General features: G+C 65.4%; 12 protein-coding genes. All 12 read left to right on the plus strand.

The window, feature by feature from the left end:
• Positions 1–2: 2 nt before the first annotated feature.
• The 12 genes from OSH12_RS24355 (at position 3) to OSH12_RS24410 (ending at position 17,094) form a co-directional block, all read left to right on the plus strand.
• On the plus strand, positions 3–467 hold the full coding sequence (locus OSH12_RS24355; RefSeq protein WP_266346238.1) for a chemotaxis protein CheW: 465 nt from the start codon (positions 3–5) through the stop codon (positions 465–467).
• Positions 467–1,741: a CheR family methyltransferase gene (locus OSH12_RS24360; RefSeq protein ID WP_266346239.1), complete on the plus strand. Its 1,275-nt coding sequence runs from the start codon at positions 467–469 to the stop codon at positions 1,739–1,741. Before OSH12_RS24355 ends, OSH12_RS24360 begins: the two co-directional genes overlap by 1 nt.
• Positions 1,741–2,397 (plus strand): chemotaxis protein CheW, encoded by a 657-nt coding sequence (locus OSH12_RS24365; protein ID WP_266346240.1) that lies wholly within the window; start codon positions 1,741–1,743, stop codon positions 2,395–2,397. Before OSH12_RS24360 ends, OSH12_RS24365 begins: the two co-directional genes overlap by 1 nt.
• A complete protein-coding gene (locus OSH12_RS24370; RefSeq protein ID WP_266346241.1) occupies positions 2,394–4,688 on the plus strand; it encodes a hybrid sensor histidine kinase/response regulator in 2,295 nt (764 codons plus the stop codon). The genes OSH12_RS24365 and OSH12_RS24370 overlap by 4 nt, the downstream gene beginning before the upstream one ends.
• A gap of 36 nt (positions 4,689–4,724) precedes the next feature.
• Positions 4,725–5,765: a chemotaxis-specific protein-glutamate methyltransferase CheB gene (gene cheB / locus OSH12_RS24375; protein ID WP_266346242.1), complete on the plus strand. Its 1,041-nt coding sequence runs from the start codon at positions 4,725–4,727 to the stop codon at positions 5,763–5,765.
• On the plus strand, positions 5,762–6,823 hold the full coding sequence (locus OSH12_RS24380) for a GGDEF domain-containing response regulator (protein WP_266346243.1): 1,062 nt from the start codon (positions 5,762–5,764) through the stop codon (positions 6,821–6,823). The genes cheB and OSH12_RS24380 overlap by 4 nt, the downstream gene beginning before the upstream one ends.
• 121 nt (positions 6,824–6,944) lie before the next feature.
• Positions 6,945–8,579, plus strand: coding sequence for a GMC family oxidoreductase (locus OSH12_RS24385; RefSeq protein WP_266346244.1), 1,635 nt, complete (start codon positions 6,945–6,947; stop codon positions 8,577–8,579).
• Positions 8,580–8,847: 268 nt separating this feature from the next.
• Positions 8,848–9,831 carry an ATP-grasp fold amidoligase family protein gene (locus tag OSH12_RS24390; protein WP_266346245.1) on the plus strand — a complete coding sequence of 328 codons (984 nt, stop codon included), beginning with the start codon at positions 8,848–8,850 and terminating at the stop codon, positions 9,829–9,831.
• Between the two features lie 108 nt (positions 9,832–9,939).
• Positions 9,940–11,187 carry a D-amino acid dehydrogenase gene (locus OSH12_RS24395; RefSeq protein ID WP_266346246.1) on the plus strand — a complete coding sequence of 416 codons (1,248 nt, stop codon included), beginning with the start codon at positions 9,940–9,942 and terminating at the stop codon, positions 11,185–11,187.
• A gap of 563 nt (positions 11,188–11,750) precedes the next feature.
• A complete protein-coding gene (rnk, locus tag OSH12_RS24400) occupies positions 11,751–12,167 on the plus strand; it encodes a nucleoside diphosphate kinase regulator (protein WP_266346247.1) in 417 nt (138 codons plus the stop codon).
• Between the two features lie 34 nt (positions 12,168–12,201).
• Positions 12,202–14,256 carry a bifunctional DedA family/phosphatase PAP2 family protein gene (locus OSH12_RS24405; RefSeq protein WP_266346248.1) on the plus strand — a complete coding sequence of 685 codons (2,055 nt, stop codon included), beginning with the start codon at positions 12,202–12,204 and terminating at the stop codon, positions 14,254–14,256.
• A gap of 279 nt (positions 14,257–14,535) precedes the next feature.
• The gene (locus OSH12_RS24410; RefSeq protein WP_266346249.1) at positions 14,536–17,094 is read left to right on the plus strand and encodes a DNA translocase FtsK; all 2,559 of its coding nucleotides are present in this window, start codon (positions 14,536–14,538) and stop codon (positions 17,092–17,094) included.
• Positions 17,095–17,516 lie beyond the last annotated feature (422 nt).

The following is a 17,516-nucleotide window of genomic DNA, read 5'->3' on the forward strand; positions in this document are numbered from 1 at the left end:
CGATGCTGTTTCTGATGTTCCGCCTCGGCCAGGATCGTTACGTCCTGGATGTCGAGCAGGTCGAGGAAGTGCTGCCCTTCCTGGAGCCGACGATCCTGCCGGGGGCGCCGCATGGCGTCGTCGGCGCGATCAATTACCGTGGCACGCCCGTGCCGCTTCTCGATCTGAGCCTGCTGGCGCTCGGCCGCCCTTCGGCGGCGGTGATCAGCACGCGCGTCATCCTGGTCCGCTATCCGATCGAGGGTGGCGAGACGCGCCGGCTCGGGCTGGTCGCGGAACGGGTGATCCAGACGCTCTCGCGCGATGCCGCCGATTTCGTGCCGTCCGGCGTGGATGCCGGCATGCCGGCCTATCTCGGCCCCGTCGCCTCGGATGCCGAGGGACTGATCCAGCTCGTGCGGGCCGAGGCGCTGCTGCCACCGGAACTGCGTGAAATCCTGTTTCGCCAGCTTGCGGTAGCGTCCTGATGCTGGGCGATATCGAACGGCTCCTGAAGGACGAGATCGGCCTCGACAGCGAGTCGGTCGGCTTGTCCGTGATCCGGCACGCGTTGCGCGAGCGCATGCTGGCGACCGGCATCGCCGACGCGCAGCGCTACTGGACCATGGTGTCGACGTCGCGCGCCGAGGTGCAGCAGCTGATCGATGCGGTCATCGTGCCGGAAACCTGGTTCTTTCGCGATCGCGAAGCCTTCGCCGGCATGGCGCGCTACGCACGCACGGACATAAAACGGCGGCCGATCCGGCTCTTGAGCCTGCCATGCTCGACGGGCGAGGAAGCCTATACGATGGCGATGGCCATGTTCGATGCCGGCTTCGGTCCCGAGGACTTTGTGGTCGAGGCGCGAGACGTCAGCCTGCGCAATCTGGAGCTCGCGGAAATCGCCGTCTATGGCCGCAACTCGTTCCGCGGCAAGGATCTCGCCTTTCGCGATCGCTATTTCGAGGTTGTCGGAGGCGGGGAATATCGACCGATCGCAGCGGTGCGCGATCGCGTCCACTTCAAGCGCGCCAATCTGCTGGACGTTCCCGAAGTGACGCGGCTTGGCAGCCACGACATCGTCTTCTGCCGCAACCTGCTGATCTATTTCGATCGCGAAACCCAGGACCGCGCGCTGGACCGGTTGCAACAACTGCTCGCGCCCAATGGCATGCTGCTGGTGGGCCCGGCCGAATCCGCGCTGCCGGTTGCGCACGGATTCGTCTCGGCGCATTTGCCGATGGTCTTTGCCTTCGTGCGGGCGCCGAAGGGGGTGAAGTCGGTCCGGCCGCGCGCCCCGACGTCTATTGCGCCGGCAAAGGTCTCGCCGCCAAAAATTCCGCTGCCAGGCGCGCGCCCGGCAGTTTTGGCGCGGCCTGTCATCGGCCAGACGGCGACGCCGCGACCTCGGTCGCTTCCGCCAAAGGATGCATCCAGCGTCGACTTGCAGGCGGCCAGCCTGAAGGCGATCCAGCACGCGGCCAATGGCGGTCGGCTGGTGGAGGCGCGCGAGGCGGCGCTTGAGCATATCCGGCAATATGGCCCGTCCGCCGATGCCCATTATCACCTCGGCCTCGTCCAGGATGCGGAGGGCAATCGCGCCGGGGCGATCCAGAACTACCGCAAGGCGATCTATCTTGCGCCGGAGCATGGCGAAGCGCTCGCGCATCTGGCGCTTCTGCTGCAGCGCCAAGGTGACGATGCGGGTGCGAAGGCGCTGAACAGCCGGCTTGGCCGGATCATGAACAGGAGCGGTAGCTGATGTCGGATGCTTCCGGGACCACCCGTTCCGAGCCAGTGGAGGCCGAAACGCCTCAGGCCCATCCGGGACGCCGCGACCGTGCGGCCTACGAGGAAGTGGCGCGTGCGTTGCTCGAGCGGCCGCTGCCGCCAGATTATCGCGCCGAATGGGCCCGTCATTTTGCCGCCGAGAAGCCGATCGATACCGGAGTCGAGGTCGAGCTCGCTTCCGCCGTCATCTTCCGGATCGGCGAGGAATGGCTGGCGCTTTCGACAGCCGTGTTCAGGGAAGCGGCTGAACCGCGCCCGGTCCACAGCTTGCCGCATCGGCGCAATGGCATCGTGCGCGGCATCGTCAACGTTCGTGGCGAGCTACTGGTTTGCATCTCCTTCGCCACCCTGCTCGGCATCGACAAGAATGCTGATGCCGAACGAGGGGATCGCAGCCTTCATTTCGAGCGCATGGTCGTGATCGGCCGTGCCAATGGCCGCATCGCCTTCAGCGTGCATGAGGTGCATGGCATCCATCGCTATGAAAGCCGCGCGCTTACCCCCGTGCCCGGCACGGTTGGCCATGCGAGGGCCTTCACTAAGGCCATGCTTTCCTGGCAGGGGCGAACGGTCGGCCTGCTGGACGAAACCCGGCTTCTGGATGCTGTCGATCGGAACATCGCATGAGCGGCGAGGATCTGAGCCAGTTCTCCATGCTCGACCTGTTCAAGGCCGAGCTTGAAACGCAGTCGGAGGCATTGACGACGGGCCTGCTCGCGCTGGAGCGCAATCCCGTCGCCGCCGATCATCTCGAAGCCTGCATGCGTGCCGCGCATTCGTTGAAGGGCGCCGCCCGGATCATCGAGCTGACGCCGGCCGTCGAAGTTGCGCACGCGATGGAGGAATGCCTTGTCGCGGCCCAGCATGGCCGGATCGTGCTACGGCGCGACCATATCGACGCCCTGCTCACCGGCGTCGACCTGCTGGTCGCGATCGCGCTTGCCAAAAATCCGGACGATGCGCGGATCCAGGCCGATATCGCCCGGTTCCTGCAGACGCTGGAAGGCGCCGTCGCCGCATCGGGGCAACCGTCCGTTCGTCCGTCGACGGCGGAGAGCGTATCGGCAGGGAATTTGCGCGAACCGGTTGCGCCGGCGACCCCGGCTAAGCCGATCGAGCTCCCGGCTCCGGTCGAGATGTCGCTTTCCGGGCGAACTGATACCGGATCCGGCTCCGAACGGATGGTTCGGGTCACCGCCGAAAGCCTCAATCGACTGCTCGGGCTGGCGGGCGAATCGTTGATGGAGGCGCGCCGCCTGCGGCCGTTCAACGACAATCTGCTCCGTCTGAAGCGGCTGCAGGCGAATGCCGCGCGCGCCTTCGAAGCCTTGCGCGCCGCCCTGCCGGTCCCGCTCGACGAGAAAGCGTCGCTGGCCCTCGAAGCGGCGCAGCAGCAACTCCTCGACAGCCAGCATTTTCTCGCCGCTCGGCTGGAAGAGATGGACTCGATCGACCGGCGCGCCACCAATCTCGCCAACCGGCTCTATGACGAGACGCTGGAAAGCCGGATGCGGCCCTTCGAGGATGGTGTCCGCCATTTTTCGCGCAATGCGCGCGATCTCGGCCGCGGGCTCGGCAAGGACGTCCGGCTCGAGATCGTCGGCGGCTCGACCTCGATCGATCGGGATATTCTCGAGCAACTGGATGCGCCGCTGGGCCATCTGTTGCGCAACGCCATCGATCACGGCATCGAGCTGCCGGACGAGCGCATCGCTGCCGGCAAGCCGGCCGAGGCGGTCGTGCGGGTCGAGGCCTGGCACAAGGCTGGCCTGCTGGAGATCGTCGTCGCCGATGACGGGCGCGGCATCGATCTGGAGCAGCTTCGCGCGGCGGTGCTCGCCCGCAATCTGACAACGCCGGAGACGGCGTCCGATCTCAGCGAGGCGGAACTGCTCGAATTCCTGTTCCTGCCCGGATTTTCGATGAAGGCCGATGTCAGCCACATTTCCGGGCGCGGGGTGGGGCTGGATGCCGTGCAGGCGATGGCCAAGCAGGTTCGCGGCCGGGTCAGCGTCGCCTCGCAGCAGGGCAGGGGCATGCAGTTCCAGCTGCAACTACCGCTGACACTATCGGTCTTGCGCACGCTGCTGGTCGAGGTCGATGGCGAGCCCTATGCCTTCCCGCTAGCCGGCATCGTCCGCACCCTCGCTCTGCCGCGCGAAAACATCGAGCTTCTGGAAGGGCGGCCGCATTTCCGGTTCGAGAACCGGCAGCTTGGCCTGATGACGGCGCATGAGGTGCTGGGGCGCGGCGAGTCGCAGCTGGAGACAGGCACGCTGCCGGTGGTCGTGGTTGGCGATCGCGGCGAGATGTACGGCCTGATCGTCGATCGCTTCCTCGGCGAGCGCGAACTGGTGGTGCGGCCGCTGGATCCGCGCCTTGCCAAGGTCAAGGACATCAGCGCGGCGGCGTTGATGGAGGATGGTTCGCCCGTCCTGATCATCGACGTCGCCGATATGGTGCGCTCGGCCGAGAAGCTGGCGGCCGCCGGAGAGTTGCGTACGCTCGAACGGCGTGGCGCCAGCGCCGATACCCGGCGCCGCAAGCGCATTCTCGTCGTCGACGATTCGCTGACGGTGCGCGAACTGGAGCGCAAGCTGCTCGATTACCACGGCTATGAAGTCGAGGTTGCCGTCGACGGCATGGATGGATGGAACGCCGTACGCTCCGATACGTTTGATCTTGTCGTGACCGATATCGACATGCCGCGCATGGACGGAATCGAACTGGTGACGCTGATCAAGAAGGATGTCAGGCTACGGGGCCTGCCTGTGATGATCGTTTCCTACAAGGACCGTGAGGAAGATCGGGTTCGGGGGCTGGATGCCGGCGCGGATTACTACCTTACCAAGGGCAGCTTCCACGACGAAACGCTGCTGAACGCCGTCAGGGACTTGATCGGAGAGGCGACGGAATGAACGCGGGCGGGGGGCTACGTCCATGAGAACGGGCTCATGAGAATCGGTATCGTCAACGATCTGCCGATGGCCGTCGAGGTTTTGCGGCGCGTGCTCGCCGGGACATCGGAACATCAGCTCGCCTGGATCGCGGTGAACGGCGCCGAGGCGGTGGCTGCCTGTCGCTTTGATCTGCCGGATCTGATCCTGATGGATCTCATCATGCCGGTGATGGACGGCGTCGAAGCCACCCGCCAGATCATGTTGGCGACGCCATGCCCGATCCTGCTGGTGACAGCCAGCATCGATTCGAATGTGCCGGGCGTCTATGAGGCGATGGGCTATGGCGCACTGGATGCCGTCGATATTCCCTCGGCGGGTGCCGGCACCGACGGCTCGGTCCGGGCGGGGTCGCCGCTGCTGATCAAGATCGCCACCATTGGCCGACTGATGCGGGATCCACCCTCGACCCGCCCGGCTCCGATGGCTCTGCGCGAGGGGACGCGCGCGGCGCCGGCGCTGGTGGCGATCGGCGCCTCGGCCGGCGGGCCCGCCGCGGTCGCCGCCGTGCTCGGCAAACTGCCGCGGGATTTTCCGGCGGCGCTGGTGCTGGTGCAGCATCTCGACGCGAAATTTGTGGCCGGTCTTGTCGACTGGCTGGATCTGCAGACGGTGCTTCCCGTGCGCGCGGCGAAGGAGGGCGAACGCCCCGCTGTCGGCACCGTTCTCGTCGCTTCGACCAGCGATCACCTGGTTTTCAAGACGCGAAGCGAGCTTGGTTACACCGCCCAGCCGCGCGATCAGCTTTATAGGCCCTCGGTCGACGTGTTTTTTGAAAGCGCCGCCCGTCTCTGGCAGGACGATCTGGTCGGCGTACTTCTGACCGGCATGGGCCGGGATGGAGCCGCCGGTCTCAAGCGATTGCGGGAGCGCGGTCATCTGACCATCGCCCAGGATCAGGCAACGAGCGCCGTCTACGGCATGCCGAAAGCGGCCGCCGCGCTGGGAGCCGCCGCCGAAATTCTACCCCTTGATTCGATCGCCGCGCGTCTGATCGACGCCTGCACGCGATCCACGATTGAAAAGGCAATGCCATGACGGGCCACCACGCCCCTGTCGCGTATACGACCCCGCCTCCGGCCGACAATTACATGTCGCTGGTGCTGCTGGTCGACGATCAGGTGATGATCTGCGAGGCCGTCCGGCGGATGCTGGCCAACCAGCCGGACATCGATTTTCATTATTGCACCGATCCGCTTCAGGCGCTCGGGGTTGCCGAGCGGGTCAAGCCGACCGTGATCCTGCAAGATCTGGTGATGCCCGGCATCGACGGCATGGAGCTTGTGCGGCACTACCGGGCGAACGAGCACACCCATTCCGTGCCCGTCATCGTGCTGTCGACCAAGGACGATCCGGTGATCAAGGGCGAGGCGTTCCAGGCCGGTGCCAATGACTATCTCGTCAAGCTGCCCGACCGGATCGAACTGATCGCCCGCATTCGCTACCATACGCGCGCCTATCTCGATCACGTCCAGCGCGACGAGGCCTATCGCGCGCTGCGCGAGAGCCAGCGCCAGTTGATGAGCGTCAATCTGGAACTGGAGCGGTTGACCCGCATCGATGGGCTGACCGGCCTCGGCAATCGTCGTTACTTCGACGAATATCTCGCTGCGGAGTGGAAGCGGGGCCTGCGAAATCAATCCGCCGTGTCGGTGCTGATGGTCGATGTCGACCACTTCAAGCTCTACAACGACGCGCATGGCCATCTCGCCGGGGATGACGTGCTGAAGCAGGTTTCCCAAGTGCTGCAGAGCGGGGCTACGCGCTCGACCGATCTCGCCGCGCGCTATGGCGGCGAGGAGTTCGTGATCGTGCTGATCGACGTTTCGCTCGCCGGGGCAAGCGTTGTGGCGGAACGAATTGTCCAGGGCGTGCGCGATCTCGCGATCCCGAGGGGCTCGGCTGGGCGGGTGACGGTCAGCGTCGGTGTCGCCACGATGGTGCCCCTGGAGGGCTCCGAGCCGGACGATATCGTCGCCGCTGCCGATTTGGCGCTGTTCCGCGCCAAGGCATCCGGGCGAAACCTCGTTGTCCTGCATGAGCCGACGGTCGATTTCGTGGCGAAGAGTGGCGCCGGATCCAACGCCGACGCCTAGCCTTCCTTCCCGGCCGCGAAGGCGGTGACGTCGATCGTTGTGGCTTGCGCAATCACCGCGAACCGAATCTCTTCTACGGCAGACGCGCCAAGGCGCCTTCGCTTCTGACAGGACCGATTTCATGGCCTTCGACTACATCATCGCCGGCGGCGGCTCGTCCGCCTGTGTCGCGGCGACCCGCTTGGTGCGCGATCACGGCGCCCGCGTGCTGCTGATCGAGCGCGGCCCCTCGCATTACGCCAGGCTGATGCAGATGCCGGCCGGCTACATGAAGTATCTCGGCCGCGAGGATTTCCTCGAAATGCATCATACGGTCGAGCAGCCGCGCCTTGGCGGCCGCGGCCCGATCGTGCCGCAGGCGAAGGTGCTGGGCGGCGGCAGCTCGGTCAACGCCATGGTCTACATGCGCGGCCAGCGCGACGACTATGACCATTGGGACGAATTCCTCGGCGGCCAGAGCGGCTGGAGCTATGCCGACCTGCTGCCGCACTTCAAGGCGCTGGAGAAGAACCAGAAGTTCAACGACACCTATCACGGCATCGATGGCAGCCTGCTGGTCTCCGATCCGGGCCAGCTTTGCGAGATGACGCGCGATTACATCCTGGCCGCCCAGGGCGCCGGCATTCCCTACAATCCCGATTTCAACGGCGCGCGGCAGAACGGCGTCGGCGTCATGCAGCACACCATGGGCGTGGTGGACGGCAAGATGCGCCGCAGCGACGCGGTATTCTCCTTCCTGTCGCAGGTGATGAACGACAAGCGCCTGACCGTCGTCACCGAGGCGCTGGTGACGCGCATCCTGTTTGAGGGCAGCCGCGCGGTCGGTGTCGAATATGTCCAGGAAGGCAAGCGCGTCGAGGTGCGGGCCGAGCAGGAGGTGCTAGTCGCGACCGGCACCTACAACACCGCCAAGCTGCTGATGCTGTCCGGCCTCGGGCCCGAGGCGCATCTGAAGGAGCACGGCATTGCCGTCCACACCGACCTGCCCGGCGTCGGCCAGAACCTGCAGGATCACCATGAGGTGCCGGTCATCGCCACGACGAAGCGGGCGAGCGGCTATTTCGGCGAGGACAAGGGCTGGCCGATGCTGCGCAACGGCCTGCAATATGTCCTGTTCGGTACCGGGCCGGTGACGACGACGGGCATCGAATCCTGCCTGTTCTACGATCCCGATGGCGGCGACCGGCCGACCGTGCAGCTCTATTGCGCGCCGATCGTCTATCTTGACCGCGACGTCACCGACATGCAGCCGACGCATGGCGTCACGCTGACCTCCTGCCTGCTGCGGCCGAAGGCGCGCGGCTCGGTCAAGCTGCGCTCGGCAGACCCGTCTGCCAAGCCGGTGGTCGATTCCAACTTCTTCGGCGATCCAGACGATCTGCGCCTGACCATCGCCTCGATGCGCTTCGCCCGTAACCTGCTGAAGCACGAGCCGGTCGGCTCGAACATCAAGGGCGAATTGCTGCCGGGTTCCGACAAGGTCAGCGATGACGAACTCGCCGCTTTCTGTGCCAAGACGGTGAAGACGAATTATCACCCGTCCGGCTCGGCCCGCATGGGCCGCGACGACGATCCGATGGCTGTGCTCGACAGCAAGCTTCGCGTGCGCGGCGTCGAGGGGCTGCGGGTGATCGACTGTTCGGCGATCCCGTTCATTCCCTCCGCCAACACCAACGCCATCGCCCTGGCGCTGGGCAACAAGGCGGTCTCCATCCTGATGAACGAGACGGTGGCGCCGGCGGTGCTCGACCGCTGACCGCAGGGCTGGTCCTTGGCCTTAGGGAGTGGAGTATTGCGGCGTTTCAGGGAAACGGCGAATGCTCTAGTTCATAAGCCTATCCACCTTATCGCTGGCGCTACAAATCCTGCTTGACGGAGGGGCTTAGCGGGTTTCAAAGGGGCTCGCTCGGTCCCTGGAATCGCCTCTCCATGCTTGCTTTTTTTGTCCCACTGCGGCGGGTTTTTAGTTCCTGCGTCCTGCAGGTCTATCCTGCCTTTGCTTTGCTCCGCAGGGCGGTCGGATCATGAGCTGGTCGTCCGGCCCGCTGGCGCGCCTGATCGATAAGGCGATCCATTCGACCCATCGCAAGGCGACGCGCGCCTTCCGGCACGAGATTGGCGCTCTGCCGCGTGTCGCGCTGCCGGTCAGCTACAGCGACAAGATGTTCTGGCGTCGGGTGTTCGATCGCAGTCCGGCCTTCGTCGCCTATTGCGACAAGCTGGAAACGAAGGAGATCTTCCGCCGCTTCCCCGATCGCCTGCACATCGCGGAAACGCTCTGGACCGGCGACGATCCGGCGGAATTGCCCGCGGGGCTGCGCCATCCCGATATCGTCGTGAAGATGAATGCCGGGTGCGACCGCAACTGGTTCTTCCGCCATCGGCAGGACGATCACCAGACGTTTCTCGCCACTTGCCGGGATTGGCTCTCGCTGCCCTATGGCGTTGAAGGCATCGAATGGGCCTATGGCGCGGCGCGGCGCAAGTTGTTTGCCGAGCGCTGCGTCGCTCCCGATCCTCGCTGCATCGACGAGATCAAGGTGCAACTGTTCGGCGGCGAAATATTCTATTCGATGATCTATCGGGGCGAGAAGACGCCGGAAGGCCTCTCCGCGATCTTTGACGTGGAAGGGCGCCGCCTGCGGGTGACGAACTCGATCGTCGCCAAGGATCCCGGCCGCGCCTTGCCGAAGGACTATCGCGTGCCGGCCTGCTACGGCGAGGCGATGCGGTTGGCGCGAGAACTGGCCGCTGGCACGGACTATCTGCGGGTAGATTTCATGGTCGTCGACGGCAAGCTCTATGGCGGCGAGATCACGCCCTATCCCGCGGCCGGGCTGATGACCAACTCCGACCCCGCCGTGCTCGCGGCGATGGGGCGCTGCTGGGATCTTCGCAAATCGTGGTTCATGACGACGCCGCAGACCGGTTGGCGGGCAATCTACCAGCAGCGACTGCGCGAACATGTCGACGCGCTCGGTGTGGAGCCGATTCCGATCCTGGCGTAGGTGGCGCCGATTTCGCGTCGCCGCGCTTGATCGGCCGTGTGACTTCGGATTCAACGGAAAGGGATGCCGGACGTGGCATCCGTTTCGGAATCAGTGCTTGGGGAAGCTATGAGAATTGTCGTGCTCGGCGCCGGTGTGATCGGCGTGACGACGGCCTGGTATCTGGCCGAGGCTGGACATCAGGTGACGGTGATCGAAAAGAATCCGTCGGCCGGGCACGGCACCAGCTACGCCAATGCGGCGCAGATTTCGCCGGCGCTTTCCTCGCCCTGGGCTTTTCCGGGCCTTGTCACCAAGGCCGCATCCTGGATCTTCGCCAAGCACGCGCCGCTGATCGTCAGCCGCATGCCGGATGCCGCGATGAGCCAGTTCCTCTGGCGGATGTGGCGCGCCTCCAGCGTCGAGCAATATGTGAGCGCTAAGCGCAACATGGTGCGACTGGCCGAATATTCGCGCGATTGCACCGATCTGCTCCGCGCCGAGATCGGACTAAAATATGATGGCCGCCAGAAGGGCCTGATCGTTGCCTTCCGCGAGGCGGCGCAGGCCGAAGGCTACAAGCGCGATCTCGCCGTGCTCGATGAATTGGGCGTGCCGCACAGGGCGATCGGCCGCGACGACCTGCTTGGGCTGGAGCCGAATATCGACCCGACCAGCGGCGTCATTGGCGGCGTGCTGCTGGAGACGGACCAGACCGGCGACTGCTTCCTGTTCACCCAGGCGCTGGCGGCCGCATGTGCGGCGCGCGGCGTCACTTTCCGCTATGGTAAATCGGCCGAGAAGCTGGTCATCGAGCGTGAAAAGGTGCTCGGCGTCGTTGCTGGCGGCGAGACGATCGAGGCGGATGCCGTCGTGGTGGCGCTCGGCGTCTGGTCGAAGGGTCTGCTGGAACCGCATGGCGTCAAGGTACCGATCTATCCGGTGAAGGGCTATTCGCTGACGATCGACGCGCATTCGGACACAGTCGGCCCCGTCAGCACGGTCTCGGATGAATCGATGAAGGTCGGCCATACCAATCTGGAAAACCGCATCCGCGTCGGCGGCACGGCGGAACTGGCGGGCTATGACTTCTCGCGGCCGGAAAAGCGTTACGAAGGGCTGATCGCCTCGTTGAGGATGATGTTCCCGAAGGTGCCGGAGGCGGCGATCGCCTCGGCCGAGCGCTGGTCGGGCCTGCGTCCCGTCACTCCGGATGGACCGCCGCGCATTGGCGTCAGCCGCTATTCCAATCTCTATCTCAACAGCGGCCACGGCACGCTCGGCTGGACCATGGCCTGTGGCTCCGGCCGCGCGCTGGCCGACCAGATTTCCGGCCGCCGCACCGAGGTCGATATCGCGCCGTTCGCGCCAGCCTAGAGCTCTTTGCCTGGTCGCGGTTTCTTCGCTGGCCAAACGCTCTGGTGTTTCACGTGTGACGAATTTTGGGGATGGCGGCCGACTTTTGTCGGGCGTCATCCTGGAAACGGCCAGCCCGCTTCGAGGGCCGCTGCATCCCTTCCTCTCCCGGCCGGTTTGACTTTCCGGCCAGTGTGCTTATGTCTGAAGCACCATGTTGAAACATTCGACCTTTTGCCGTTCCCTGCTTCATGCAGGTCTTTTGATCGCGGGACATTAGCCCCGGGTTCGGCGTGCGCGTTCGCCCCGAACACGGGGCTTCTGCCAGCATGACATTTCCTACATTCCGCCCATACCGGTTCTGACCATCCACTGCATTCGCGGAAAATGGCCTGAGCCCTAGCCTTTCTCCGGTGCATGCCGCAGCGAACCTTGCCGCCGATTCCGGCGCGAGAGCAGCGCTTCGCACCAACCCCATTTCGGCGCCGGCTCTTCCCTTCGGGAGAGCGGAGCGCCGGACGACGAATTCAGGACGATCGCGCTTGAGAGCGGATCCTCTCTGCTCAATACTGGAGACGTAGACCATGACAACACGCAGCGCCGGCCGCCTGAAGCCCCGTATCACCATCCTGGCTGCTGACCATGAGCGGCTTTCGACGCTTGCCCGGGCGGCGACGAACACGGTCCCCGATGTTGCCGCCGTGCTGTCGGAAGAGCTCGACCGCGCCCGGATCGTCGCCGATACCAAGCGCGCGCATCCCTTTGTCCGCATGGGCCATGAGGTCGAGTTCCGCGACGATGCCGCCGGCACCGTTCGCAAGGTGACGCTCGTCTATCCGGAAAATGCCGATATCGGCCAAGGCCGAATCTCGGTCCTGACCCCGATCGGCGCCGCGCTCATCGGCGTCGGCGTCGGTGAGTCGATCAGCTGGGAGACCCGCAACGGCGAGATCAAGCGCCTGACGGTTCTGCAGGTCGGCGGCGACGAGGCCGCCGCCTGATGCAGCGAAGGGCGAACTTCGACGAGGCGCAGCCATGAACAATTGGCTGCAGGACTTCGTCGAACTGGTCGCCCAGCATCCCCATTGGGCGGGGGTGCTTGTCTTCGTCACGGCCATGGCCGAGTCGATCGCCGTGGTCGGCATGTTCGTGCCGGGGACGGCGATCCTGATCGGCATCGGCGCGGTCGCCGGGCTTGGCGAGCTGCCGCTCTGGCCGATCCTGATCTGGGCCACGCTTGGCGCGATCGCCGGTGACGGCGTCTCCTATTGGCTCGGCCATCGCTACAAGGAACCGATCCGGTCGAGCTGGCCGTTCCGCCAGCGGCCGGAACTGTTCGAAAAGGGCGAGGCGTTCTTCCATCGCTTCGGTTCGATGAGCGTCGCCATCGGCCGCTTCGTGCCGGGCGTGCGCGCCATCATCCCGGTAGTCGCCGGCGTCGTCGGCATGTCGCCGCTGCGGTTTTACATCGTCAACATCCTCTCGGCGCTGGTCTGGGCGCCGGCGCATATCCTGCCCGGCGCCGGCATGGGGCTGGCGCTCGGCGTGCTCGGTTCGATCGCCGGCCGTCTCGTCGCCGTGGTGGTTGGCGCGCTGATCGCGGTCGGCCTCGTGGTCTGGGTCGTCCATCTCGGCGTCCGCTGGGTGGCGCCCGGCCTCAGCCGGCGCTATCGCCGCTTCGTCATCGGTTGTAAGCGGCGCGGCACGCTGTTCGACCGCGCTATCGTCTATGTTCTCGATCCCGACGATCCCGGCACCTCGACGCTGATCGTCATGGGGGTGGCGACGATCCTGCTGGCGCGCGGTTTTGTCGATCTGGCCGGTGACGTGCTGATGCGCGAATCGATCACGCGCATGGATGCGGCCGTCTCGACGCTGGTGCAGGGCTGGCGAACGCCCGGGTTCGACACGGTGATGATCGTCATCACCAGCATCGGCGATGGCGTGGTCATCATTCCTGTGCTGATCGCGGCGGTGGCATGGCTCCTGTTTCGCGGCAAGAGGAAGCTCGCCGGCGGGTTGCTGCTGACGATGGCGCTGGCGGCGCTGGCGGTGCCTGTCCTGAAGAGCGTCCTGCTCATTCCCCGGCCGATCGACCTCTATTCCGGCGCCGATTCCTTCAGCTTTCCAAGCGGTCACGCCACCGCTTCCGCCGCGCTCTATGCCTCGATCGCGTGGCTGGCGACCCACAACGCACCGCTGCGGCTGAAAATTCTCGGTTTTGCGCTGGCCGGCATTCTCGTTGGGTCGATTGCCGCCTCGCGCATCTATCTTGCCGCGCACTGGCCGTCCGATGTCCTGGCCGGGCTGATGCTGGGCACCGCGCTCGCGGCCATTTACGCGCTGGTCTTCCGGCGGACGGACACAAGCAAGCTGCAGCCGCTGCGGCTGGTCGGGGTCGTCCTCGCGATGATCGTGGTGGCGGGCGGATGGCGGATCGCCACCAATTTTCCCAGCGCGGTGGAAGCCTATCGCCCGCGCGTCACGGAGACGACCTTGGTCGAGGCCAATTGGCTCGATGGTGGCTGGAGCGTGCTCGCGGCCGAGCGGGCGGAACTGGATGGTTCGGAAGGCGGCGCCTTGCCGCTGCAGGCCGATATCGACATCGCAACCCTGCGCGCCGCGCTGGCGGCGGCGGGCTGGCAGTCGGCGCCCGGCGGCGATGCCGTCGGATTTGCCCGCTTCCTGTCGCCGGATGCGGCGATCGGCGAATTGCCGCCGCTGCCGCTGACCCATGCCGGCCGCTTCGCCGCGCTGACGATGGTGCGCCCGCTCGGCCCCGATAGCCGTCTGGTTCTGCGCTTCTGGCCGACCACCCACCGGATCGAATCCGCCGCGGCCAACTATCCGATCTATCAGGGGGGCCTGACCCAGGAACGTGTCAGCCATCCGTTCCGCCTCGCCACGCTGCTGCACGGCTCGGAGCTTGCCGCCGAGGCGCAACTGGAGCGGATCGGGCCGCTCGCCGGCACGAGCGGAATCCTTGTCCAGCCGCGCCGCCTTGCCGACCGTCCAGTCTTGCTGCTGGCCCGTCCGCAGCCATCTTTTCCCAAACCGCCGTTGGGATCGTCGGGCAGCGCAGCGCCCTGAAACGCCCGGATCTGGGCACGCTTCCAACGCCGCGATGCGCCGCTCCCGTCCTTGCCGTCGGGGGAACAAGGCGGCCGGGAGGAGGGAGACCGTCGCTTAGCTAGCCGACTTTCGCGCCTGCGTTGCCAATCCGCGCAGCACCGCCTGTGGAGCCTCTGCAACAGGGTACTCGAATGGTGAATTCAACCTCGGAATCAAACCATTCGTTAACGCTGTTCTTCGTATTCCTGAGCGACCAGCAACGGTCGGCCAGACCGCGTACCAGGGTCAGCGACAAACATGCGTTCTTCCAATCGGCCTCCCCATCCTCTCGCCTTCATTCCAGCCGAACCGGCCGTGCCGCATTCGGTGGATCGGGAGGCTCCGCGTTATTCAAATCAACCCCGCGCGGCCGCCGCGCCGCCGGTCTATACGGCTCCCCAGCCCGAGCCTGTCGAGGCGCGCACCGCGCCCGTGACCGGGCCCGATGGCGAGCCGGTGCCCTCGTGGCTGCAGCCCTTCACAGCCGGCATGAACGCCCGGTTCACGCGCACGCCGGACTATCTGCGTCGTCCGCGCGGTCCCGCCGAGGACGAAGGCAGCGATGCCGAAATGTCGAGCGAGATCGTCGACGTGCAGGAGCCGGTCGAGGCGCCAGTTGTCGAATCCGCCGCTGTCGAACCGGTGACCGTTGTCGAGGCCGCAGTCACAGAGCCGACGCCCGAGCCGGTCAAAACCGTTTCGCCGGAGCCCACCGTCGCCGACCGTCAGGCCGAGATCGTCGAGGCGTCGCGTCCTTCCAACATCCGCCGGCTGGAGCGCCTGATTCAGGTCGGTCGCGCCACGCCGCCGTCGCGCGCTATCGGCGTCGAGGAAGCGCCGGTCGAGATCGTGCCGCCGCGCGTCACCCGCCCGGTCGCCCCGACTGCGCAGGCGTTCATGAAGCCGACAGCGCCTGTCGTCACAGCTCCGGCCGCCCCGGTTGCTCGCGCTCCCGAACCCGTCCTGGCTCCCGTGGCCTCGGTCGCTGCGATTCCCGCGCTGATCGCGCCGGTTCTTCGCGCTCCCGAAACGCTGCTGCCTGGTTTCGTGCAGGCGTCGATCCAGGTCTGGTTCGAATGGCCGATCTGGGTCACGCCGGACCAGTCGCTGAGCCTGCGCGCCCGCGAATCCCGCCGTCTGCGTCGCGAAAGCGTCGTCGAGCCGGCTTTTGTGGAACCTGTTGTGGCGGAAGCGCCCGCGCCGCAGCCAGTGTCGGTTGCCGCGCCCGTCGCAACCCCTGCGGCCCCGGCCGTTGCCCCGGTTCGCTCTGAGACCGTCGTCAGCTTCCATACCGGCGAATATGAGCTGCCGCCGCTCGAGCTTCTGGCCGAGCCGCCGATCAGCGAGCCCCCGTTCGAGCTTTCGGCCGAATATCTCGACCAGAACTCGACCTTCCTGCAGCAGACGCTGCGCGATTTCGGCGTTCGCGGCGAGATCATCGACGCCAATCCCGGCCCGGTCGTCACGCTCTACGAGCTGGAGCCGGCCCCCGGCACCAAGTCGAGCCGCGTCATCGGCCTTTCCAGCGACATCGCCCGTTCGATGAGCGCGATATCGGCCCGCGTCGCCGTCGTCGAAGGTCGCAATGTCATCGGCATCGAGCTGCCGAACCAGAAGCGCGAGACCGTCTGGCTGCGCGAATTGATGGCGAGCCAGGATTTTGCCGAAGCCAAGGCCAAGCTCGGCCTTTGCCTGGGCAAGACGATTGGCGGCGAGCCGGTAATCGCCGATCTCGCCCGCATGCCGCATCTGCTCGTCGCCGGCACCACCGGTTCGGGCAAATCGGTCGCCATCAACACGATGATCTTGTCGCTGCTCTACCGGCACCGCCCGGAAGAATGCCGCCTGATCATGATTGATCCGAAGATGCTGGAGCTTTCCGTCTATGACGGCATCCCGCATCTGCTCACCCCCGTCGTTACCGACCCGAAGAAGGCGGTAACCGCGCTGAAGTGGGCCGTGCGCGAGATGGAGGAGCGCTACAAGAAGATGTCGCGCCTCGGCGTCCGCAACATTGACGGCTTCAATGTCCGCGTCTCCGAAGCTCGCGCCAATGGCGAAGTCATCACCCGCACGATCGATACCGGCTTTGATCGCTCGACCGGCGAGATGACCCAGGAAGAGCAGGTCATGGACCTGACCAATCTGCCGTTCATCGTCGTGATCATCGACGAGATGGCGGATCTGATGATGGTCGCCGGCAAGGAGATCGAAAGCGCTGTCCAGCGTCTGGCGCAGATGGCGCGTGCCGCCGGCATCCATCTGGTCATGGCGACACAGCGCCCGTCCGTCGATGTCATCACCGGCACGATCAAGGCAAACTTCCCGACCCGCATCTCGTTCCAGGTCACGTCGAAGATCGACAGTCGCACCATTCTCGGCGAGATGGGCGCGGAGCAGCTGCTTGGCCAGGGCGACATGCTCTATATGGCCGGTGGCGGCCGCATCACCCGCGTCCACGGCCCGTTCGTGAGCGATCTCGAGGTCGAGCATGTCGTGGCGCATCTGAAGCGTCAGGGCCGTCCGGAATATCTCGACGCGGTCACGGCCAGCGACGACGAGGCCGATGAGGCCGCGCCGATCGAAGAAGATGTCGCCGTGTTCGACAAGAGCTCGATGGGCGAGGAAAGCGGCGATGCCTATGAGCAGGCTGTCGCCGTGGTGCTGCGCGACCGCAAGGCGTCAACCTCCTATATCCAGCGTCGCCTGCAGGTCGGCTATAACCGCGCCGCCTCGATCATGGAGCGGATGGAACAGGAAGGCATCGTTGGCCCCGCCAACCACGCCGGCAAGCGCGAGATCTTTTCGGACCGCTAGGGGGAACGTCGTTCCCGCTCTTAAAGAGACAGATCGATAGAGACACAAACGGCGGCCCTCGGGCCGCCGTTTTGCGTTTTGTCGTGCGTTCGCGCTTCGCTGCGCCAGAAGACAATATTCTCTTGTCGAGGGGAGGCGCGGAACACCAGCCATCGCGCTGCGGAACTCCGCTTCCATCATCCTGAGAGGCTTTCGCATAAAGCCGTCTCGAAGGACGCACAGCCAGAATGCGGGATTCCCTTCGAGCCACGCCACTCGAGGTGCGGACCGACTGGCACGTTGGCGGAGTCGGGGACGATTCTGCGAAGATTAACAAAAGTTAAGCATTTTCAGACGGTTACGATATCTGGCCGAGTTCCGCCGTTTCCACGCCAGAAGTACGGAGCTTGTCCACAAGGGCCGGTTCAACACGCGAGAAAGTA

This window comes from Kaistia terrae, assembly GCF_026344005.1.
In the GTDB taxonomy this organism is placed as follows: Bacteria; Pseudomonadota; Alphaproteobacteria; order Rhizobiales; family Kaistiaceae; genus Kaistia; species Kaistia terrae.